Here is a 21706-nt window from a genome sequence, read left to right on the forward strand (position 1 = left end):
AGTTATCGCAAAGGGATTATTCACGCGGTTTGCGTGGAGCCCGTGGCGCGGCACCCGGACGCGGGCCAGGGCCGGAACGGCGTTCACCAGCCGGTGCAGCACCGGTATCGACGGTAATATTCAGTTTTTGCTTACGCACATACACCTTTTTCAGATGCTGGAAAATCTCATTCGGAATATTCGCCGGCAGCTCAACAGTACTGAAATGGTCAAACAATTTGATATTACCGATAAACTGGCTATCAATATTGGCTTCGTTGGCGATAGCACCCACGATATCACCGGCGCGCACACCGTGCTCTTTACCTACTTCAATGCGGTAAGTGTTGTAATCACCCTGCAGCTCTCGACGCTGACGCGGACCGCGCTCTGGCCGATCACCGGCCGGACGGTCGCCAAAGCTACGCTCCGGACGATCACGGCGCTCACCACCACGATCATTGCGTTCAGCGCGGGCATGCGGCTGACGTAATTCCGGGAACTGTTTAGCCACATTTAACGGCTGATCTTTCTGTGCCAGATATAACAGTGCGGCCGCCATATCAGCATCAGTGGTTTCCAGCTTGTCACGCCAGTCGTTAATTAAATCAACAAAGAAACTCAGATTCTGGGTTTCAATGGTTTGCGCCAGTTGGGCACGGAAGCTTTCAATCCGTTTTTGCTCAATCACCTGACCAGTTGGCAGGTTCATTTGCTCGATCGGCTGCTTGGTCGCATATTCAATAGTGCGCAGTAAACGACGCTCGCGTGGCGACACAAACAAAATCGCCTTACCTTCACGGCCGGCACGACCGGTACGGCCGATACGGTGTACATAGGCTTCGCTGTCATAAGGAATATCGTAGTTCACTACCAGGCTGATACGCTCTACATCTAAACCACGGGCGGCAACGTCAGTGGCGACGATAATATCCAGCTGACCGGCTTTCATGCGGCGGATGGTTTGCTCACGGTGTGCCTGATTCATATCACCATTTAAACAGGCTACCGCATAACCGCGGGCACCCAGTTTTTCAGCAATTTCTTCGGTAGCACTTTTGGTACGCACAAAGACAATACTGGCATCATACTCTTCACCTTCCAGCAGCCGGGTTAACGCATCCAGCTTCTGGTTGGCATCCAGCATCACAAAGCGTTGTTCAATCCGCTCCACTGTGCTGGTTTTCGAGGCGATCTTAATTTCTTCGGCATTGGTTAGATGCTTCTGGGCAATAGCGCGGATCGGGGCTGGCATTGTCGCAGAGAACATCGCCACCTGACGACCGGCAGGCGTCGCATCCATAATGGTTTGCACATCATCGATAAAGCCCATCCGCAACATCTCATCGGCTTCATCCAGCACGATAGCACGTAGCTTATCCAGTTTCAGGGTGCCACGATCCAGGTGATCCAGGATCCGGCCCGGTGTACCGACAATAACTTGTGAACCGCGTTTCAGCGATTTCAACTGATTGGTATAGCTCTGGCCACCGTATAACGGCAACACATGAAAGGCTGGCATATAGCGGGCATAAGCCTGAAAGGCTTCGGCGACCTGGATCGCCAGCTCGCGGGTTGGCGCCAGTACCAGAATTTGTGGATCATTCTGCGCCGGATCTAACCGGGCTAATAATGGCAGGGCAAAGGCGGCGGTTTTACCGGTACCGGTTTGCGCCTGGCCAAGGACATCCTCGCCAGCTAATAATTTGGGGATGGCAGCCGCCTGAATTGGCGATGCGGTTTCATATCCAAGTTCGGTGACAGCACGTACCAGGGGCTCCGGCAGCATTAGCTGGGAAAATGACATAGAGTCAGACATACTTTGTTTTAACCTCAATAACACGCAGGCTCAGTGGTCGTGCAATTGTCGTTTCTACTATGCCTGCAATGCAGTAAAAACGCGAAATCGAATAAACAGCGCTAGCGTTATTCAATTTTATTCCAGTAGTATAGCCAATCATTTCACTGGCAAGAGGCACAAATGATCGAAATCCTCGTCGGCAGCCAAATGGGCGCAGCGGAATATGTGGCAGAACAAGTTGCTGAAACACTGGTACAAGCGGGCTATGACGTTACAACGCATCTGAAACCCGAACTCAATCAGCTAAACCAGCATGCTATCTGGTTAGTGATTACATCCACCTATGGCGCAGGAGATCTGCCTGATAATATTCAACCCTTTGCGGATCAATTAGCACAAGATCAGGGCGATCTTACCACACTTTCTTATGCTGTGATCACTTTAGGTGATTCCAGTTACGATACTTTTTGTCTGGCAGGGGCGAAAATCGCCGCGCTACTGCAACTAAAGGGCGCACGTTGTCTGTTACCTGGGCTGGATATTGATGCTCAGGATCCAGAGCTACCAGAAGATCAAGCCTTGGTCTGGCTTCCACAATTTATCAACAGCTTATCCGGATCCACAGGCGCAGAAAACGCCTGACGATCCCAACTTAGGATCCGGCAAAACCCTATCAGCCCTGGCTTTGCCGATCTTATGATCCTGTTATCCTCAAATTACCCACAAAGAATACCAATTCGCTAGCCACCTGTTGATAACCGTGCTGTTTACTGCCTAACAAGCTGTATTTATCCAAAATATAACTTTATTTAAAAGCGACTATGTGGATAAGTAAGGATCTTATCCAAGGGTTAGACCCGCTCAGATCCAAGCTTGATCACAGGATCTGATCCTTAATAAGCTACTGATCCTTTTTATAAAAAATGCCTTATCCACCGCAAAGCCCTTAGCTAATAAGAGTAATAACAGAAAAGATCTAAAAAGATCCTATATATATTAATCGGGATCCCGATCCGGTTTTAGCCATTTCACTCCGATGCGGATCAGGCTACAATATGTGCCCTATTTTTTATTGGTAACAGATCGAGGCAAGCATGCTCTATCAGGAATCTTTCGATGTGATCGTCGTTGGCGGTGGCCATGCAGGTACTGAAGCCGCGCTGGCTGCAGCTCGCACCGGTTTGTCTACCTTATTGCTGACACACAATATTGAAACCCTGGGTCAAATGTCCTGTAATCCGGCCATTGGCGGTATTGGTAAAGGCCATCTGGTAAAAGAGATTGATGCCTTAGGTGGCGCTATGGCCATTGCAGCAGATAAAGGCGGGATCCAGTTTCGTACCCTGAACAGCTCAAAAGGCCCGGCAGTCAGAGCCACCCGTGCCCAAGCTGATCGCCAGTTATACCGTGCTGCAATTCGCCAAATGCTGGAAAACCAGCCCAATCTGAAAATCTTCCAGCAAGCCTGTGATGATCTGATCGTAGAGCAGGATCAGGTCAAAGGCGTGGTTACCCAAATGGGTTTACGCTTTGAAGCCAAGTCAGTAGTACTGACAGTCGGCACCTTTTTAGGTGGTCAGATCCATATTGGTTTAGAGCAGTTTGCCGGTGGCCGAGCCGGTGATCCGCCGTCGATCGCCCTGGCCAGACGTTTACGTGAGCTGCCATTTCGGGTAGATCGCTTAAAAACCGGTACCCCACCCAGAATCGATGCCCGTTCCGTGGATTTTTCTGTGATGCAGGCACAACCTGGTGATACCCCTACTCCGGTATTCTCATTTTTAGGCAAGCAAAGCGATCATCCGATACAAATCCCTTGTTTTATTACCTACACCAACGAACAGACGCATCAGGTGATCCGCGATAATCTGGATCGCTCACCTATGTATACCGGTGTTATTGAAGGCATAGGGCCACGTTATTGCCCATCGATTGAAGATAAGGTCATGCGTTTTGCTGATAAAGATAAACATCAGATCTTTATCGAGCCAGAGGGCCTGACGACCCACGAATTGTATCCAAACGGTATCTCCACCAGTTTGCCTTTTGATGTACAGCTGTCGATCGTGCGTTCAATCAAGGGTATGGAAAATGCCTACATTACCCGGCCAGGCTATGCCATTGAGTATGACTTCTTTGATCCACGCGATCTGAAAGCGACGCTGGAAACCAAATTTATTAAAGGATTATTCTTTGCCGGCCAGATCAATGGCACAACCGGCTATGAAGAAGCTGGCGCGCAGGGTCTGCTGGCTGGTGTTAATGCCGCCCTCTATGCCAAAGAACAGGAGGGTTGGTCACCCAGCCGCGATCAGGCGTATCTCGGCGTACTAGTTGACGATCTGACCACCTTGGGTACCAAAGAACCGTACCGGATGTTTACCAGCCGTGCTGAGTACCGGCTGATGTTACGTGAAGATAATGCCGATGCCCGCTTAACTGCCAAGGGCCGCGAACTGGGCTTGGTTGATGATATCCGCTGGACAGCCTTTAACCAGAAAATGGAACAGATCGAACTGGAGCGGCAGCGCTTACGGCAAAGTTGGATCCATCCGCAACATCCAGCCTTAGCAGAGGTTAATACGTTACTGAAAACACCTCTGACCCGAGAAGCCAGCCTGGAAGAATTGATCCGTCGCCCGGAAGTCACCTATCAGCAGCTACTGGCCATTGATAGCTTAGGCCCGGTACTGGCGGATCCGGTAGCGGCAGAGCAGGTTGAGATCCAGATCAAGTACGAAGGCTATATCAACCGGCAACAGGATGAGATCGCCAAACAACAGCGTAATGAAGAAACGCGGCTACCGGCTAAGTTTGATTACAGCCAGGTAAAAGGGTTATCAAACGAAGTGGTCACCAAATTAAATCAAACCCAGCCGGAGACGGTAGGGCAAGCATCACGGATCTCCGGTATTACCCCGGCGGCGATTTCGTTATTACTAGTTTATCTGAAAAAGCAGGGTTTACTGCGTAAAACCGCTTAAGCGGAATTAAGGATCTATGGCTGAGTTGTTATCTAGGTTGCGCACTCTGGTCGCGCAAAGTGATTTAACCTTATCAGAGACACAGTTAGCGCAATGTATTCAGTATGTTACGCTATTAGATAAGTGGAATAGCGCCTATAACCTGACATCAGTCCGGGATCCGGAAGAGATGCTGATCAAACATGTGTTGGATAGTCTGGTAGTAGCCCCTTTTCTGATTGGCCAGCATTTTATCGATGTCGGTACCGGACCGGGGTTACCCGGGGTGTTGTTGGCAATCTATTACCCGGAAAAGCAATTTACCTTGCTGGATAGTCTGGGTAAGCGGATCCGATTTTTAAATCAGGTGAAAATGCAGTTGCAGCTGCAGAATATCCACCCGCTGCAAAGCCGGGTTGAAGATCATCAACCGCTGCAGGGTTATGACGGTGTGATCAGCCGGGCATTTGCCTCTTTGAATGATATGCTGAATTGGTGCCGGCATTTACCGACACCAGACGGCCGCTTTTTCGCCATGAAAGGGGCAGCGGTGCAAGAAGAAATTGCAGCTTTGCCGGATTTTGTTAAAGTAGACGCCATCCATCCGTTGCAGGTACCGCAACTGGATGCGCAGCGGCATCTTGTGGTGCTGAGCAAAGCCTAGCAAGCAAAGTCTGAACAGCAAGAGGGAAGCCGTGGGCAAAGTCATCGCAATCGCAAACCAAAAAGGTGGAGTGGGTAAAACAACCACTGCGGTGAATCTGGCTGCCTCAATGGCGGCCACCAAGCGCCGGGTGTTGTTGATCGATCTGGATCCGCAGGGTAACGCCACCATGGGCAGTGGTGTTGATAAATACGAACTGGCTGCCACCGCCTATGAATTACTGATTGATGAAAAACCGCTGGCGGAAGTCGTGGTAAAAGACACCAGCGGCGGCTATCACCTGGTTGGCGCTAACTCCGATGTCACTGCGGCTGAAGTCCGGCTAATGGATGTGTTTGCCCGCGAATTACGTTTGCGTAACGCCCTGAAAGCTTACAAAAACAGTTACGACTATATTTTTATCGACTGTCCGCCCTCGCTGAATATGTTAACCGTGAATGCAATGTCAGCCGCTGACAGTGTGTTAGTACCGATGCAATGCGAATACTTTGCACTGGAAGGCTTAACGGCGCTGGTCGATACCATCAACAAACTGGCCTCAGTGGTTAATCCGGAACTGAAAATCGAAGGCATACTGCGCACCATGTACGATCCGCGCAACCGGCTCGCCAACGATGTTTCCGAGCAGTTAAAGCAGCATTTTGGTGACAAAGTCTACCGCGCGGTGATCCCGCGTAATGTGCGGCTGGCCGAGGCGCCCAGTTTTGGCGCGCCGGTGATGTATTACGATAAAAGCTCTACCGGTGCCAAAGCATATCTGGCGCTGGCCGGTGAAATTCTGCGTCGTTCCGAAAAGAAAAAGCCTGTTGCCGGTGCGGTCGCTCAGTAACAGCATATAAGGATTATTTAATCGCATGTCTTTGAAAAAACGTGGTTTAGGTCGTGGACTTGATGCGCTGCTGACTGCCAGTAAACCTGCCGCTGCCGCCCCTGCCCGCGAACATTCGGAGCTTCAAAAGATCCCGGTTGAGTTTTTACAGCCCGGTAAATATCAGCCTCGCAAAGATATGTCGCAGGATGCGCTGGAAGATCTGGCCAATTCAATTAAAGCCCAGGGTGTTATCCAACCGATAGTGGTGCGGCCCTTGGCTGAAAACCGCTATGAAATTATTGCCGGTGAACGGCGCTGGCGGGCATCGCAGCTGGCGCAACTGGCCGAGGTGCCTTGTTTGATCAAGGATGTGCCGGATGAAGCCGCAGTCGCCATAGCGCTGATTGAAAATATCCAGCGTGAAGATCTGAACGCCATGGAAGAAGCCGTGGCGCTGCAGCGCTTACTGACCGAATTTGAATTAACCCACCAACAAGTCGCTGATGCGGTCGGTAAATCCCGCGCCGCAGTGAGTAATCTGTTACGGCTAAATCAGTTAAACGACGATGTGAAACTACTGCTGGAGCATGGCGATATCGAGATGGGGCATGCCCGTGCGCTGTTAGCACTGGACGGTGATGCCCAGTCTGACGCTGCCAGATTGGTGGCAGCAAAGCAGCTGACAGTGCGCGATACCGAAAATCTGGTGCGCCGCATTCTGGAGCCGGCACCGGCGAAAACGCCGCGTGAAAAGGATCCGGATGTTGCCGCGCTGGAGCTGAAACTGAGTGAACATTTTGCGGCACCGGTACAAATTGATTACAACAAGAAAGGTAAAGGCAGTTTACTGATCAGCTATAACAGTCTGGATGAACTGGACGGCATTTTGCAGAAACTGAAAGCCCAGCAAAACGACTAGTGGCGTTCTGTTTACAAATCAGCGACAGGACTATAGTTGTAGCCGCTTTTTGTTGCAAAACAAGGCCAGTTCAGTATACTTGCCGCAGTTTTTTTGCCCTGATTAAATGGCAAATTGTGAAACTGGAGTTGTAATGCAACCAGAACCGCAACAAGTTAGACTTGCTGCTTACAAGCTAGTCCTTTTTCAATTTGTTGTAGCGGCTTTTGCGGCTCTGCTTTTTGCGTTATACAGTGATGCTCTCGCTGCTTTATCTGCCTTGAAAGGTGGTATTATTGCAGCAGTAACAAATTTAGTTTTTGCGTTGATTGCCTTTAGCAAATTTGCACTGAGCAACGCACAACAAGCGAAAATGGCTCTGGTAAAAGGGCATTCGTTTAAACTTATTTTAACCATTGTCTTGTTTGTCATTGTATTAAAACAAGAGGTTGCAGCCAGTGCTTTTATCATTGGCTTTAGCTTAGCAACCGTGGCGCAATGGTCCGCAGCAGTTTTTTTTAAACATTAAAGTTAGGATGAAAAATGGCTGATAGCAACATTTCCGTCCAAGGGTATATTAATCACCACCTTAGTGATTTAACTATCGGTGAAGGCTTTTGGGCCGTCAACGTTGGTTCACTTGGATGGTCAATTATCCTAGGTACGATATTTATTATTTCATTCGCTTGGGTGGGCCGTCGGGCTACTGCAGGTGTACCTGGTAAATTCCAATGTTTTGTAGAGATGATCGTTGAGTTCGTCGGCAAAAACGTTAAGGAAACCTTTCATGTAAAAGACAAGTTAATAGCACCTATCGCATTAACTATCTTCATGTGGATATTCTTAATGAACCTGATGAAACTAGTACCAGTGGATTGGTTTCCAGTTGTCGCGGGTTTCTTCGGTGTGATGTTTTACACTCCGGGTTTACCTGAATATGCTGCTGATTACAGCTTTTTAGAGCAAATTATGGCACATAAGTGGAGCTACATGAAAATTGCTCCTACGACAGACGTGAATATCACCTTAGGTTTAGCTCTAGGCGTATTTATTCTAATTCTTGGTTACTCAATCTATTACAAAGGTTTAGGTGGTTTTGCCAAAGAATTATCTTTTACACCATTTAATCACTGGTCGTTAATTCCTTTTAACCTAGTATTAGAGTTAGTAACCTTATTGGCTAAGCCCATTTCCTTAGGTTTACGTTTATTCGGAAACCTATATGCTGGCGAAGTTATTTTCTTACTTATCGCTTTAGTAGGCTTAGCACAATTACCGTTACACTTTGTATGGGCTGTGTTCCATATCTTAGTAATTGTTTTACAAGCCTTTATCTTTATGATGCTCACGATAGTTTACTTGAGCATGGCAGCAGAAAAGCATTAATAATTTTTGTTTTAACCTTTAACATTAAACTTGGAGATACAACATGACAATTGAAATCGCAACCTTGTTCGCTGTAGCCATTATCCTGTCTACTGCTGCCATCGGTACTGCAATTGGTTTCGCCTTAATGGGTGGCCGTTTTCTGGAAGCTTCTGCTCGTCAACCAGAAATGGCTCCACAGTTACAAACTAAAATGTTCATCCTTGCAGGTCTGATCGATGCGATCTCTATGATCGGCGTTGGTGTTGCCTTATTACTGTTATTCGCAAACCCGTTCGTAGGTTAATTTGAGTCCCCAATAACGTAATTTTTAAGGAGGCTCGTTGTGGATATTAACGCAACCCTATTAGGTCAGTCGATTGCAATGGCCGTATTTGTGTGGTTTACACTGAAATTTGTGTGGCCACCAATCAATGCAGCGATTGAAGAGCGCCAGAAAAAAATAGCAGATGGTTTAGCCGCGACTGATCGTGCAGAAAAAGATCTGCACTTAGCGCAAGATAAAGCTAAAGAATATCTGCGTGAGGCAAAAGAACAGGCTTCAGCCATTATCGAACAAGCGCGTAAGCGTGAAAGCAAGATGATTGATGAAGCGGTTGCCAAAGCCAATGCTGAGCGTGAGCAAATTCTTGAACAAGCTCGTGCTGAAGTTGAAGCGGACCGTAGCCGTTTACGCGAAGAATTGCGTAAACAAGTTGCCTCTCTGGCGGTAGCAGGTGCTGAACGCATTCTGCAACGCGAAATTGATGACGCTGCTCACAGCGACATTTTGGAAAAATTGGTTCAGGAATTGTAATAGGAGCGGGCTATGTCTGATATGACGAATATTGCTCGTCCTTATGCAAAGGCGGCTTTTGAGTATGCTGTTGAACAGAATACTCTAGCCGCTTGGCAACAGATGTTAGCCTTTGCAGCAGAAGTTGCAAGCGACGCTAATATGGTTGCCTTCTTGCGTAGCAACACTACCGCAACTGCTCAAGCTGAGCTTATGAAGGAAATTTGTGGTGAGTACTTAGACAGTGCTGCCCATAATCTAATTCATGTAATGGCTGAAAATCAGAGATTGCTCGCTTTACCAGCAGTGTTTGCTAGATTCACTGAACTGAAAAGTGAATATGAGCGTGAAGCAGTTGTAGAAGTCACGTCTGGCACTGAATTGAATGCAGCGCAACAAGAAAAACTTGTTGCGGCGTTGTCTAAACGTCTTGATCGTAAAGTTAAATTACTTTGCAGTGTAGATGCTTCAGTCGTGAGCGGTATGATAATTAAAGCGGGTGACATGGTTATTGATGGTACGGTCCGAGGTAAATTGGATCGTCTTGTTACCGCGCTACAGTCCTAATTGGGGAATAGAGTATGCAACTGAATTCCACTGAAATATCCGAACTGATCAAACAACGTATTGCTCAGTTTGATGTGGTCAGCGAAGCTCGTAATGAAGGTACTATCGTTCAGGTAACTGACGGTATCATTCGCATCAATGGCCTGGCAGACTGTATGCAAGGCGAGATGATTGAGCTTCCTGGCAGCCGTTATGCTATCGCACTGAACTTAGAACGTAACTCAGTGGGCGCGGTAGTAATGGGTCCGTATGCGGATCTGACGGAAGGCACTAAAGTTAAAAGCACTGGCCGGATCCTGGAAGTTCCAGTAGGTCCTGGTCTGTTAGGCCGCGTAGTAAATACGCTGGGTGCCCCTATTGATGGTAAAGGCCCAATCGATGCTGCTGGCTATGAGCCGGTAGAAAAGATTGCACCGGGCGTAATCGACCGTCAATCGGTAGACCAGCCAATGCAAACCGGTTACAAATCGGTTGATGCGATGATTCCAATCGGCCGTGGTCAACGTGAATTGTTGATCGGTGACCGTCAGACCGGTAAAACGGCACTGGCGATCGATGCCATCATCAACCAGAAAGGTACAGGCGTTAAGTGTGTTTATGTCGCTGTAGGTCAAAAGGCTTCTACCATCGCTAACGTAGTACGTAAGCTGGAAGAGCACGGCGCCCTGGCCCACACTATCGTTGTGGTTGCGTCAGCGTCTGAAGCTGCTGCCCTGCAGTTCCTGGCACCCTACTCTGGCTGTACCATGGGTGAATACTTCCGTGACAACGGTCAAGACGCTCTGATCGTATACGATGACCTGTCGAAGCAAGCTGTAGCTTACCGTCAGATCTCGTTACTGTTACGTCGTCCACCAGGCCGTGAAGCTTACCCAGGTGACGTATTCTATCTTCACTCTCGTCTGCTGGAGCGCGCATCACGCGTTAATGCTGACTACGTAGAGCGCTACACCAAAGGTGCGGTAACAGGTAAAACCGGTTCATTAACCGCGCTGCCAATTATCGAAACCCAAGCCGGTGACGTTTCTGCGTTCGTACCTACTAACGTAATTTCGATTACTGACGGTCAGATCTTCTTAGAAACTGACTTGTTCAACGCCGGTATCCGTCCAGCGGTTAACGCCGGTATTTCGGTATCACGGGTAGGTGGTGCAGCCCAAACTAAGATCATCAAAAAGCTGGGTGGCGGTATCCGTCTGGCCCTGGCCCAGTACTCAGAACTGGCTGCGTTCGCGCAGTTCGCCTCTGACCTGGATGATGCAACCCGTGCCCAGTTAGAGCACGGTCAGAAGGTTACTGAGCTGATGAAACAGCTGCAGTACAGCCCGATGTCAGTTGCTGAGATGGGCGTGTCTATTTTCGCTATCGAAAAAGGTTTTATGAAAGACGTCGACGTGGCTAAAGTCCTGGACTTTGAAGCCGGTTTGATTGCCTTTATGAAAGCCGAACACGCTGAGCTGATGGCTGAGATCGACAAAACCGGTAACTACAACGACCAAATCGAGTCTACGTTTAAAGCCGCTATTGAGAAATTCAAGGCAACGCAGACCTGGTAAGCAATGTGGGTGGCCTGTGCCACCCCATTCGTTGAATAAATCGGAGATACAGTCATGGCCGGTGGTAAAGAGATAAAAAGTAAGATCGGGAGTATTAACAATACTCGCAAGATCACCAGTGCTATGGAAAAAGTTGCGGTCAGTAAAATGCGCAAAGCGCAGGACCGCGTGGCTGCAACTCGCCCATACGCTGAAGGTATGCGCAAAGTGATCGGTAACGTGGCACAAGGCTCGCTGGAATATCGCCATCCGTATTTAGCGGAGCGCGAAGTTAAGCGGGTTGGTTACATCGTTATTTCAACCGACCGTGGTCTTTGCGGTGGCCTGAACACCAACGAGTTTAAGAAAGTTGCTATTGAGCTGAAAAGCTGGAAAGAAAAAGGCGTGGATACCGAATTTGCCATCATTGGTAACAAGGCTGCGGCGTTCTTTAAGCGGTTTGGTGGTAAGGTAGTAGCTGCCCAGGCCGGTTCAGGTGATGTACCACGGCTGGCGGACGTGATTGGTTCGGTACAGGTCATGCTGAAAGCATTTGACGAAGGCCGGATTGACCGCTTATTCCTGGTGTACAACAAGTTTGTTAACACCATGAAGCAAGAGCCAGTGATCGATCAACTGTTACCTCTGCCAAAAACAGACCTCGCGAAGCGTGAGCACAGCTGGGATTATATTTACGAGCCGGATCCAAAACCTATCCTGGATATGTTGCTGTCTCGTTATATTGAATCGCAAGTGTACCAAGGCGTTGTAGAAAATTCTGCCAGTGAACAGGCAGCACGGATGGTGGCGATGAAGGCCGCAACCGATAACGCCGGAAACCTGATGGATGACCTGAAGTTGGTTTACAACAAGGCACGTCAGGCTGCGATTACCCAAGAGCTCAGTGAAATCGTCGCGGGCGCGGCTGCTGTAGGCTAAGGTAAAGAGTTTTGCAAAATTGAGGAAACATCATGAGTCAAGGTAAGGTCGTCCAAATCATTGGCGCCGTTGTGGATATCGATTTTCCACAAGACGCGGTACCTGGTATCTATGACGCGTTAAACGTTACCGACGGTGACCTGCAAGGTCTGGTGCTGGAAGTTCAGCAGCAGCTGGGTGGCGGTACGGTGCGTGCAATCGCGCTGGGTTCTACTGACGGTTTACGTCGTGGCACTTCAGTTACCAATACTGGTAAAGCAATTCAGGTTCCGGTGGGTAAAGCCACGCTGGGCCGTATTATGAACGTTCTGGGTGAGCCAATCGACGAAGCTGGCCCAATCGGTGAAGAAGAGCGTTGGTCAATCCACCGCGCTGCACCAAGCTACGAAGATCAGGCAGCTTCAAACGCCCTGCTGGAAACGGGTATCAAGGTTATCGACTTGGTATGTCCGTTCGCCAAGGGTGGTAAAGTTGGTCTGTTCGGTGGTGCCGGTGTAGGTAAAACTGTAAACATGATGGAGCTGATCCGGAACATCGCGATCGAGCATAGCGGCTATTCAGTATTCGCCGGTGTAGGTGAGCGTACCCGTGAAGGTAACGACTTCTATCACGAGATGAAAGACTCTAACGTACTGGATAAAGTATCGTTAGTGTATGGTCAGATGAACGAGCCACCAGGAAACCGTCTGCGCGTAGCCTTAACCGGCTTAACCATGGCAGAAAAGTTCCGGGATGAAGGCCGTGATGTTCTGTTCTTCGTTGACAACATCTACCGTTATACTCTGGCCGGTACTGAAGTATCTGCACTGTTAGGCCGTATGCCTTCAGCAGTAGGTTATCAGCCAACGCTGGCGGAAGAGATGGGTGTACTGCAAGAGCGTATCACCTCAACTAAGACCGGTTCTATCACGTCAATCCAGGCCGTTTACGTACCTGCGGATGACTTAACTGACCCGTCACCGGCAACGACGTTCTCGCACTTAGATGCGACCGTTGTATTAAGCCGTAACATTGCGTCACTGGGTATTTACCCGGCGATCGACCCACTGGACTCTACCTCTCGTCAGTTAGACCCACTGGTTATCGGTAAAGAGCACTATGAAGTGGCGCGTGGCGTACAAACAGTACTGCAGCGTTACAAAGAGCTGAAAGATATTATCGCCATTCTGGGTATGGATGAACTGTCTGATGAAGACCGTACTACTGTATACCGGGCGCGTAAAATTCAGCGCTTCCTGTCACAGCCATTCTTCGTTGCTGAAGTATTCACTGGCTCACCAGGTAAGTACGTGCCGCTGAAAGAAACTATCCGTGGCTTTAAAGGCATCCTGGCCGGTGAATATGACCATATGCCAGAGCAGGCTTTCTACATGGTTGGTTCAATCGACGAAGCGATCGAAAAAGCGAAGAAACTGTAAGTTCAGGCTTTAGGAGAGCGAGATGGCGATGACAGTGCAACTGGATGTAGTAAGTGCCGAAGAAAAAATCTTCTCCGGCCTTGTCGAATCCGTGCAGGTCACAGGCAGTGAGGGCGAGTTGGGTGTGTTACCCTTTCACGCCCCTTTACTGACCACCCTGAAACCTGGCATGGTCCGTATCGTGAAGCAGTTTGGCGAAGAGCATCTGATTTATGTTGCTGGTGGTGTATTAGAAGTACAACCCGACAACATTACAGTGCTGGCCGATGTAGCGGTACGTGGCGAAGACTTAGATGAGCAGGCTGCTTTAGACGCACAAAAACGTGCTGAAGAAGCCATGCAGCATGCCAGCGCTGACTTTAATTACGCTGAGGCTGCGGCACAACTGGCGGAAGCCATTGCCCAGCTGCGCGTTATTCAGAAAATGCGGAAGAAATAAGTCTTGCGAGTTTAAAAAACCACCTGCGGGTGGTTTTTTTATATCAAAAAATTCTTTGTAACGGCCCTGTTACAACTTGTACCAAGCAGTAAACCTCCTTATAGTAAAACGGCTACGCATTCGATAATAACAAAACAGGAAAACTCACCATGCGCCTGCTAATAGCCGCACTGTTTATGCTATGCCAGTTTGGTGTAGCGGCTCAAACCCTGACCCTGGAAGATTACGCCAGACAGGCTCAGTTTCTGGAGATAAAGATCTCGCCAACCGGTAAATATCTGGCTGCAACCACGCGCAGCGATGAAGGTAATATTTACCTGCAGGTTATTGATATTAAAACTAATAAAATCCTTAGTGTTCGTCACTTTACCGGAAAGGATTCGATTGGCGCCATTAACTGGGCTAATGCTGAACGGATTTTGATTAATCTGGTACGGGACATCGGCTCGCTGGAAACCCCTGTGCCAACCGGTGAAATTTTTGCGGTTAATGCTGATGGCTCTAATCCGCGGATGTTAACCGGTTATCGGGCGGATAACGATAAAGATCCGGCGGTCGTTATTAACTATCTGCCGGCGGAAGATAACTTTGTGCTGATCGTCAGCGCTACGCCAAATAGGGTGGGCTCTTTTAGCTTAATTAAGCGGCTAAATATCGATAACGGACGTACCCGGCAGATTGCGCGGGCGCCGATGCGCTCGTCGGATATGATCACAGATGGCAATGGTGTAGCACGTATTGCGGTTGGTGTTGATCAGAATAACGATAATGAAATGGTGATGATGTATCGCAAAGACGAGCGTAGCGAGTGGCAAACCTTACGTCGCTATGGTCAACGTGATGGCAGTTTTATTCCGCTACGTTTTATGGCTGATAATGTCCGCATCCTGGGTTTAAGTGACACTCAGACTGATACTCAGGCAATCAGCATTTTTAATCCTGAAACGGGTCAGGAAGAAATCATTGCTCACCATCCTAAAGTCGATGTTGCGCCAATTTATAGTGTCCGAAATGGCCTGGTTAATGAAGTCATAGGTGCTGCCTATGATTATGATATTTATGATGAAGTGTTTTTTGCCGATGTACAAAGTCAGGAGTTCAGTACGCATTTGCAAGGATTGCGTGCAGTCTTTCCCGGCCGTCGGATAGGCATTACGTCAGGCACCCGTGACAATAGTCTGGCAATACTTTCGGTGCGCTCTGCCAACCACCCAGTGGAATTTTATATCTATGATCTAAAAAATAAGCAATTAAGTTATTTGCTTAATGCCAGTCCCTGGCTTAAAGCTGAGCAGTTGGCGCAAACCCAGGCGATTTTTTATAAGAGTCGTGACGGCCTGGATATTCACGCCATCCTAACCTTACCCAACAACAAAGAAGCCAAAAATCTACCGCTGATTATGTTACCGCATGGTGGCCCGCATGGTCCTCGCGACTACCTGGATTACGACAGTGATGCTAAGGTTTTAGCGCAACACGGTTATGCTGTTTTACAGCCTAACTTCCGTGGTTCGGGTGGTTTTGGCCGCAGCTTTTTACAGGCCGGCTATCTGAATTGGGGCACGACAATGATTGATGATATGACCGATGGCGTGTTACATCTGGTCAAACAGGGTATCGTCGACCAAAGCCGGGTATGTGCCTATGGTGGCTCTTACGGTGGGTATGCTGCTTTAATGAGTGCGGTGCGGGAGCCGGACTTATATAAATGTACTGTCGGTTTTGTTGGGGTCTTTGATTTGAATCTGATGTACACCGATGGTGATATTCCACAACGCAAAAGCGGGATTAACTATCTGGAAATGGCGATTGGCCATGATAAAGAGCGGCTTGATGCCCAGTCACCGATCAAGCACTTAGACAAGCTTAAAGCACCGGTATTTATTATCCACGGTAAGGAAGATCAGCGGGTGCCTATTATTCATGCCGAGCGTTTACGGGCCGAGCTGGAAAAGCGCAATCACCCGTTTGAGTGGTTGGTTAAAGAAAAAGAAGGCCATGGCTTTTACAAGCCGGAAAATAACGTCGAGCGCTGGCAAAAGATGTTAGCCTTTTTCGATAAGTATATTGGTGACGGCCGTGCCGCCAATTAACCAGCGATAGCTGCTATAAAGAGGGAGCCGGCAGGCTCCCTTTTTTCTGAGGGTTGGCTTACATCGCAGCCTATCCTTGTTAAAATACCGGCATCTTACACAACAGGATCGTTATTATGGGTTTAAATGTCGTCATTTTAGCCGCCGGTAAAGGCACACGGATGAAATCGGATTTACCTAAGGTATTGCACAAGGTGGCCGAGCGGCCAATGGTGCAGCATGTGATTGATACTGCCCGCGCGCTGGGCGCCGCTAAACCGCAGCTGGTGTATGGTTATGGCGCCGAGGCGTTAAAAGCGGCCATGGGCGGGCAACCACTGCATTGGGTATTACAGGCCGAACAGCTGGGTACCGGCCATGCAGTGGCGCAAGCCATCCCGAATATCGCTGACGAAGATACCGTATTAGTACTGTATGGTGATGTGCCGTTAACCCGGCTGGAAACCCTGCAGCAACTGCTGGCAGCAAAACCGGCTAACGGTTTAGCCATTCTTACCGTTAATCTGCCGAACCCAACCGGCTATGGCCGTATTGTGCGCGAAAACGGCAAGGTCGTCGGTATTGTCGAGCAAAAAGATGCTTCGCCAGAACGACTGAAAATTCAAGAAGTTAACAGCGGCATTATGGCGCTGCCGGGTAAACAGCTAAAAGGCTGGCTGAGCCGGTTATCGAATAGTAATGCCCAGGGCGAGTATTACTTAACTGACGTGATTGCCATGGCGCATAGTGAAGGTGTTGAAATAGCCACTGCTCAGCCGCAAAACCCGATGGAAGTCGAGGGTGCCAATAACCGCGTGCAGTTAGCCGCCTTAGAGCGCGCCTATCAGCAACGCCAAGCCGAGGAATTAATGCTGGCTGGCGCTAACCTGCGCGATCCGGCGCGCATTGATGTGCGTGGTACGGTTGAGGTGGGTAACGATGTAATGATCGATATTAACGTAATTTTCGAAGGTAAAGTCGTGCTGGGTAAAGGCGTGACCATTGGTGCCAACTGTATTCTGAAAGACTGCACTATTGGCGATAACACCGAAGTTAAACCCAACTCGATGATTGAACAAGCCACTGTCGGCAGCGATTGCTCGGTTGGCCCTTATGCCCGGCTGCGGCCTGATTCAGTAATGCAGGATGACAGCCATGTCGGTAATTTTGTCGAGATGAAGAAAACCACCCTGGGTAAAGGCTCTAAAGCTAACCACTTAACTTACTTGGGTGATGCGGTAATTGGTAGCAAGGTTAATGTTGGTGCCGGTACCATTACCTGTAACTATGATGGCGCGAATAAATTTGTTACCACCATTAAAGACGGTGCCTTTATTGGTTCGAACAGTTCGTTAGTAGCACCCGTGACAGTTGGTGTGAATGCCACTGTCGGTGCCGGCTCAGTACTTACCCGCGATGCCGCAGACGGCGAGCTTGTGGTTGCTCGTGCTAAGCAGCGGCATATTGCAGACTGGCAACGGCCGGTGAAGTTAACGAAATAGTCCTTTCAACATCGAATGTCAGGTGCATCGCACTTGGCATTCACCGTTTCAAAATGAAATGTTTCATAAAACGATCATCTCTTTTACCTTCTTTCCTTTAAAGTTATAGCTCCCTGTATTATCTGACAGGTTTTAATTTCTATCTCTTCGGTTAATCTTTAATTGCATCTTATGGCTGCAATTCTAAATTAACTTACATTTGAGGTGATATATGAGAGAAGATAAAAAAATATCTTTAGATGAATATGGTGACATTAAAATTAATGACGAAGTTCTGAATGAGATTGCTGGCGGTGTCAACCCTGAAGATTTAGATGATGATGAGGCTAGCAATAGGGGATGTGTCGAAGTAAATAAAGGGTGTGTCATTATAAAAAAAGAAGCTTCAGAAGTTCAATAGCTCACTTTGTATATTGTGGACTGAATTTTATCAGGCCTATATTTTTGTTTGGCCTGATAACTTTTGTTGTTGCGGAGGTTTTGTGTGGAATTGATCAGTGGCTTTGATAGGAAAAAACTAGCTTCTTCATTAAGAAATGATAGATTTCATTTGATATTGTTTCCAACAGAAGAGTGTAATTTCCGATGTGTGTATTGTTATGAAGACTTTGAAATTGGTAACATGCCTCAGTGGTTAGTTGATGCTGTTAAAATTTTATTGTCCAGTAAGGTTAAAAATCTCAAAAGTCTAAACTTGTCTTGGTTTGGTGGTGAGCCTCTGGTTGCTAAGAAAATATTATTTGATATAGCAGAATATGCTTATGATTTATGTGAGAAGTATAGTTGTAAATTGCAGGGAGATTTGACTACTAACGGCTCTTTGTTGGATATAAAAACCTTAACAAGGTTAGTGGCACTTCGACAAAATAAATTCCAAATTTCTATTGATGGTGATGAAGAAGCGCATAATAAGACACGCATTACAAAGAACCAGCGAGGAAGCTTTGAAAAAATATGGCAGCGATTAATTGACGCATCAAAAACTGAACTCGATTTTATTATTACGCTGCGAGTTCATGTAACAGATCTGAATCAAGATGGAGTTGAACGTTTTCTTAAGTTGTATGATAAACATCTTGCCGCAGATACAAGGTTTTCATTGTTTTTTAAAGCGATCGAGAACCTTGGCGGAAATCAGGATAGGGTTCAAAAACTTATTGCTAAAAAAAGCTCGAAAAATTTTGTTGCCGAATTAAATGCTCGTTATTATGGTAGTGATAGTGAGCAGTCAAACTATATTTGCTACGCATCCAAGCCTAACTCCCTTGCGATACGAGCTGATGGGAATCTTAATAAATGCACTGTTGCATTGAAAGATGACATCAATCAGATAGGACGTATCAATGAAGATGGTACTTTAACGATTCAACATCAAAAAATAGGTAGCTGGATAAGTGGCTTTGACACACTGGATAAATGGCGCTTAGGTTGCCCATTAAGTTATTTCAATGCGCATCCTGAAAAAAAGAACGTGACAGTCGGGGATATCAATGTCATTCAGGTGGCGTAGCTGGTTGTGCTTTGCCTGCCTGCAAACTTTTTTTGCTTTTAGCCTGGCTAGAGCAGAGGTAGCATCCTATCAAACTGATAGCTTGGCTCAGTTTGATTATCACCGATTGATGACGGATGTTGGCCCAAGCTGGATGCGGTTATCGCCGGATCAGCAATGGGTAATGATGGCATCGGGTGCTGCATACCCATCCATTTACAGCGAAAGCAACGAAGGGCGGATCGAGCTGCTGGGTCGTGAGTTTTACGTTGATCGCCCCTTAGAGTCCGGCAGTTTTGTAACAGACAAGGTAAAACTGATCCATATCAGCACCGGGCAAAGCAAAGAGCTGAGGATACCTGAGCGGAATATCCGCGATGCGCGTTGGTCGCCAGACTCCAAAAATGTTGCTTTTGTTGGCGTTGCTGCGAATGCTTTGGATATCTGGCACTTTCAACTGTCTCAACAACAGCCTGAGCTCTGGTCGGATATAGCCGTATCCGGTCAATTAGAGGCACCATCAATTGTTTGGTTGCCTGATAGTCAAAACGTCATTCTGCGGCACAGCAGAATGCAACCTGTTGATACCTTAACGCCAGCAGCTACCCTGCAAATTGCGGATACTCAGTCGGTTCAGACGCGAGTGTATCGTAATACCCTTGATACCGATTTTAACCGGCAAAAGTTTTCTGCTTTACTGCGACAGCAAGCTGTTTTGCTTAGCAAAAACGGCGAAGTACGATCCTTGACAGCAGAGCTGTTGCTTGAGTCGATCAGTATTTCACCGGACGGTCGCTATTTACTGGTGCAACATATTTCCGATGAAGTGCAACCAGGGATCCGTTTTAATCGTCTGGCGCGGGAGTATCAAGTTGTTGACATCGCAACGGGAAACATTAGTGCAGTGTTACCCAAGCTGCAGACAGATCTGGTGCGCGCCAGGGAGCCGGATGCCGCCGCCGAGGGGGCGCGCCTAGTGCAGTGGCGGCCTGATCAACCAGCTACTTTAATTTGGGCCGAAGGCATAGAGCTGCGCGGGCATGCTGTTGATGCAAGCTATCGAGACGCTGTGTTTACCTTAGCGGCACCCTTTACTGCATCGCCAGAAGAGTTGTTTAAAACCAGCTGGCGCTTGCATCAATTGCATCTTACAGAGGGTGGACGCCTACTTTACAGTGATTTTCATTCTGGCCTCAAGCAGCTTAGATATTGGGATCTGCTATTAGGTGCCGCAGACAAACCTCAACGCTTATTGCTGCACTATGATTATACCAATAGTGCTGAATTTCCCGGTGAACTTGTCAGCCAGTTGTTACCAGATGGAAGAACGCAGTTGGTAACTAATAAGGCGCAAGCAATTTATTTTCAGGCCGATGGCCAAAACCGTTGGGGAGATGGAGCTTATCTGGTGAGGCTGGATGCTGAGTCAATGGAGCAGCAGATTGTTTTTGCAAGCAGTGACCAACAGCAACGCAGAGCACCGCTTTACCTTAGAATGCAAGATGATAAAGAATGGCTTCTACTAACTAAGGAGTCTGCACAGCGGGCACCTTCACTCTGGTTAAGCCATGGCAGTGCAGCAGAGCAACTGATTTATGACTGGCACTCTGATGCGCTTATAGCAACGCCTGAACCTCTGTTATTGGAGTTTCAGCGTGCTGACGGTGTGCAGTTATACAGCCAGCTATTTTTGCCAGAAAAGGCGGTCGATCAATTATTACCCGCGGTAATTTGGCTCTACCCCCGTGAATACCACACCCATCAGCAACAGCCAAAACCATCCCGGCAATCACTTTTTCAGCCTGTAGATCCCATGGGGCCCTTAGTTGCACTGTTGGATGGTTATGCTGTTGTTGATGCCAGTCAGGCTCCGATCATTCGGCAAGATGGGCAAGAGCCGAATGATACCTTTAGGCAGCAACAGCAACTAAATATAGATGCCTTGATAGCAGCTTTAGAGAGTACGGGCCGTATTGATAGGAACCGTTTGGTGTTGATGGGGCACTCCTATGGTGCCTTCAGCGCAGTCAGTCTGCTAACTGAGCGTAGCGATTTTCGTTGCGCCATAGCCCGCAGTGGTGCTTATAATCGCTCATTAACTCCCCTAGGATTTCAGGGTGAAAAAAGAACCTTGTGGCAGGCTCCCGATTTGTACCAGCAGCTGTCACCCTTTTTCCATGCAGATAAAGTAACAACCCCTGTATTGCTGATCCACGGTTCGGCCGACGAAAACCCAGGTACTGCGGCATTGCAATCTGAGATGATGTTTCAAGCCCTGCAAGCACAGCAAGTGCAAGCGAAGCTATTATTGCTTAATAAAGAGCGGCACGCTTACCGCTATCGTGAAACCATTGAACAGATGCTTATTGCTCAATCGGCTTGGTTAAGACAATGCGCCCAGCTTGATTGAAAAGCAGGCACTAATATCAAATCCAGATAATTCACTTGCCCTGTAAGTTTTAGCAGGT

General features: G+C 48.0%; 20 protein-coding genes. 19 read left to right on the plus strand and 1 reads right to left on the minus strand.

Annotated elements, in window-relative coordinates:
• Window positions 1-16: 16 nt before the first annotated feature.
• Window positions 17-1798, minus strand: a complete 1782-nt coding sequence (locus A9165_RS08435) for a DEAD/DEAH box helicase (protein WP_176714605.1) — start codon at window positions 1796-1798, stop codon at window positions 17-19.
• A gap of 162 nt (window positions 1799-1960) precedes the next feature.
• Here A9165_RS08435 and mioC point away from each other — a divergent pair, with 162 nt between their 5' ends.
• The 19 genes from mioC (at window position 1961) to A9165_RS08530 (ending at window position 21648) form a co-directional block, all read left to right on the plus strand.
• A complete protein-coding gene (mioC, locus tag A9165_RS08440; protein WP_008950602.1) occupies window positions 1961-2422 on the plus strand; it encodes an FMN-binding protein MioC in 462 nt (153 codons plus the stop codon).
• A 452-nt stretch (window positions 2423-2874) separates the two neighbouring features.
• The gene (mnmG, locus tag A9165_RS08445) at window positions 2875-4764 is read left to right on the plus strand and encodes a tRNA uridine-5-carboxymethylaminomethyl(34) synthesis enzyme MnmG (protein WP_065955564.1); all 1890 of its coding nucleotides are present in this window, start codon (window positions 2875-2877) and stop codon (window positions 4762-4764) included.
• A gap of 16 nt (window positions 4765-4780) precedes the next feature.
• Complete coding sequence (rsmG, locus tag A9165_RS08450) at window positions 4781-5407, plus strand: 16S rRNA (guanine(527)-N(7))-methyltransferase RsmG (RefSeq protein WP_008606208.1); 627 nt, start codon at window positions 4781-4783, stop codon at window positions 5405-5407.
• Between the two features lie 31 nt (window positions 5408-5438).
• Window positions 5439-6236, plus strand: a complete 798-nt coding sequence (locus A9165_RS08455) for a ParA family protein (RefSeq protein WP_008950599.1) — start codon at window positions 5439-5441, stop codon at window positions 6234-6236.
• A 25-nt stretch (window positions 6237-6261) separates the two neighbouring features.
• A complete protein-coding gene (locus A9165_RS08460) occupies window positions 6262-7137 on the plus strand; it encodes a ParB/RepB/Spo0J family partition protein (RefSeq protein ID WP_008606210.1) in 876 nt (291 codons plus the stop codon).
• 133 nt (window positions 7138-7270) lie between these two features.
• Complete coding sequence (locus tag A9165_RS08465) at window positions 7271-7645, plus strand: ATP synthase subunit I (protein ID WP_008950598.1); 375 nt, start codon at window positions 7271-7273, stop codon at window positions 7643-7645.
• Window positions 7646-7659: 14 nt separating this feature from the next.
• Complete coding sequence (atpB, locus tag A9165_RS08470) at window positions 7660-8502, plus strand: F0F1 ATP synthase subunit A (RefSeq protein ID WP_008950597.1); 843 nt, start codon at window positions 7660-7662, stop codon at window positions 8500-8502.
• Between the two features lie 43 nt (window positions 8503-8545).
• Window positions 8546-8788, plus strand: a complete 243-nt coding sequence (gene atpE, locus A9165_RS08475) for a F0F1 ATP synthase subunit C (RefSeq protein ID WP_008606215.1) — start codon at window positions 8546-8548, stop codon at window positions 8786-8788.
• A gap of 39 nt (window positions 8789-8827) precedes the next feature.
• Window positions 8828-9298 (plus strand): F0F1 ATP synthase subunit B, encoded by a 471-nt coding sequence (atpF, locus tag A9165_RS08480; RefSeq protein WP_008950596.1) that lies wholly within the window; start codon window positions 8828-8830, stop codon window positions 9296-9298.
• A 12-nt stretch (window positions 9299-9310) separates the two neighbouring features.
• A complete protein-coding gene (gene atpH / locus A9165_RS08485) occupies window positions 9311-9844 on the plus strand; it encodes a F0F1 ATP synthase subunit delta (RefSeq protein WP_008606217.1) in 534 nt (177 codons plus the stop codon).
• Between the two features lie 14 nt (window positions 9845-9858).
• Window positions 9859-11400, plus strand: a complete 1542-nt coding sequence (gene atpA, locus A9165_RS08490) for a F0F1 ATP synthase subunit alpha (protein WP_008950595.1) — start codon at window positions 9859-9861, stop codon at window positions 11398-11400.
• Between the two features lie 54 nt (window positions 11401-11454).
• Window positions 11455-12318 carry a F0F1 ATP synthase subunit gamma gene (gene atpG / locus A9165_RS08495; RefSeq protein WP_008950594.1) on the plus strand — a complete coding sequence of 288 codons (864 nt, stop codon included), beginning with the start codon at window positions 11455-11457 and terminating at the stop codon, window positions 12316-12318.
• Between the two features lie 32 nt (window positions 12319-12350).
• The gene (gene atpD / locus A9165_RS08500; protein ID WP_008950593.1) at window positions 12351-13736 is read left to right on the plus strand and encodes a F0F1 ATP synthase subunit beta; all 1386 of its coding nucleotides are present in this window, start codon (window positions 12351-12353) and stop codon (window positions 13734-13736) included.
• A 22-nt stretch (window positions 13737-13758) separates the two neighbouring features.
• Window positions 13759-14175, plus strand: a complete 417-nt coding sequence (locus A9165_RS08505) for a F0F1 ATP synthase subunit epsilon (RefSeq protein ID WP_008606222.1) — start codon at window positions 13759-13761, stop codon at window positions 14173-14175.
• A gap of 149 nt (window positions 14176-14324) precedes the next feature.
• A complete protein-coding gene (locus A9165_RS08510; protein ID WP_065955565.1) occupies window positions 14325-16268 on the plus strand; it encodes a S9 family peptidase in 1944 nt (647 codons plus the stop codon).
• A 116-nt stretch (window positions 16269-16384) separates the two neighbouring features.
• On the plus strand, window positions 16385-17749 hold the full coding sequence (gene glmU / locus A9165_RS08515) for a bifunctional UDP-N-acetylglucosamine diphosphorylase/glucosamine-1-phosphate N-acetyltransferase GlmU (RefSeq protein ID WP_065955566.1): 1365 nt from the start codon (window positions 16385-16387) through the stop codon (window positions 17747-17749).
• Between the two features lie 211 nt (window positions 17750-17960).
• Window positions 17961-18149: a hypothetical protein gene (locus A9165_RS08520; protein WP_008606225.1), complete on the plus strand. Its 189-nt coding sequence runs from the start codon at window positions 17961-17963 to the stop codon at window positions 18147-18149.
• 84 nt (window positions 18150-18233) lie between these two features.
• Entirely contained in the window at window positions 18234-19259 is a 1026-nt protein-coding gene (locus A9165_RS08525; protein WP_008606226.1) for a radical SAM protein, read from the plus strand.
• Complete coding sequence (locus tag A9165_RS08530) at window positions 19240-21648, plus strand: prolyl oligopeptidase family serine peptidase (RefSeq protein WP_141686141.1); 2409 nt, start codon at window positions 19240-19242, stop codon at window positions 21646-21648. Before A9165_RS08525 ends, A9165_RS08530 begins: the two co-directional genes overlap by 20 nt.
• Window positions 21649-21706 lie beyond the last annotated feature (58 nt).

It is taken from the genome of Alishewanella sp. HH-ZS (assembly GCF_001704375.1).
Lineage (GTDB): Bacteria > Pseudomonadota > Gammaproteobacteria > Enterobacterales > Alteromonadaceae > Alishewanella > Alishewanella aestuarii.

Excerpts from the sequence above, each read along its gene's own strand:
- atpA (WP_008950595.1), top strand. The coding sequence starts at position 9,859 with ATGCAACTGAATTCCACTGAAATATCCGAACTGATCAAACAACGTATT.
- rsmG (WP_008606208.1), top strand. The coding sequence starts at position 4,781 with ATGGCTGAGTTGTTATCTAGGTTGCGCACTCTGGTCGCGCAAAGTGAT.
- A9165_RS08520 (WP_008606225.1), top strand. The coding sequence starts at position 17,961 with ATGAGAGAAGATAAAAAAATATCTTTAGATGAATATGGTGACATTAAA.
- mnmG (WP_065955564.1), top strand. The coding sequence starts at position 2,875 with ATGCTCTATCAGGAATCTTTCGATGTGATCGTCGTTGGCGGTGGCCAT.
- A9165_RS08530 (WP_141686141.1), top strand. The coding sequence starts at position 19,240 with ATGTCATTCAGGTGGCGTAGCTGGTTGTGCTTTGCCTGCCTGCAAACT.
- atpD (WP_008950593.1), top strand. The coding sequence starts at position 12,351 with ATGAGTCAAGGTAAGGTCGTCCAAATCATTGGCGCCGTTGTGGATATC.
- A9165_RS08505 (WP_008606222.1), top strand. The coding sequence starts at position 13,759 with ATGGCGATGACAGTGCAACTGGATGTAGTAAGTGCCGAAGAAAAAATC.
- atpG (WP_008950594.1), top strand. The coding sequence starts at position 11,455 with ATGGCCGGTGGTAAAGAGATAAAAAGTAAGATCGGGAGTATTAACAAT.
- glmU (WP_065955566.1), top strand. The coding sequence starts at position 16,385 with ATGGGTTTAAATGTCGTCATTTTAGCCGCCGGTAAAGGCACACGGATG.
- A9165_RS08460 (WP_008606210.1), top strand. The coding sequence starts at position 6,262 with ATGTCTTTGAAAAAACGTGGTTTAGGTCGTGGACTTGATGCGCTGCTG.
- A9165_RS08435 (WP_176714605.1), bottom strand. The coding sequence starts at position 1,798 with ATGTCTGACTCTATGTCATTTTCCCAGCTAATGCTGCCGGAGCCCCTG.
- atpB (WP_008950597.1), top strand. The coding sequence starts at position 7,660 with ATGGCTGATAGCAACATTTCCGTCCAAGGGTATATTAATCACCACCTT.
- atpE (WP_008606215.1), top strand. The coding sequence starts at position 8,546 with ATGACAATTGAAATCGCAACCTTGTTCGCTGTAGCCATTATCCTGTCT.
- A9165_RS08510 (WP_065955565.1), top strand. The coding sequence starts at position 14,325 with ATGCGCCTGCTAATAGCCGCACTGTTTATGCTATGCCAGTTTGGTGTA.
- A9165_RS08465 (WP_008950598.1), top strand. The coding sequence starts at position 7,271 with ATGCAACCAGAACCGCAACAAGTTAGACTTGCTGCTTACAAGCTAGTC.
- mioC (WP_008950602.1), top strand. The coding sequence starts at position 1,961 with ATGATCGAAATCCTCGTCGGCAGCCAAATGGGCGCAGCGGAATATGTG.
- atpH (WP_008606217.1), top strand. The coding sequence starts at position 9,311 with ATGTCTGATATGACGAATATTGCTCGTCCTTATGCAAAGGCGGCTTTT.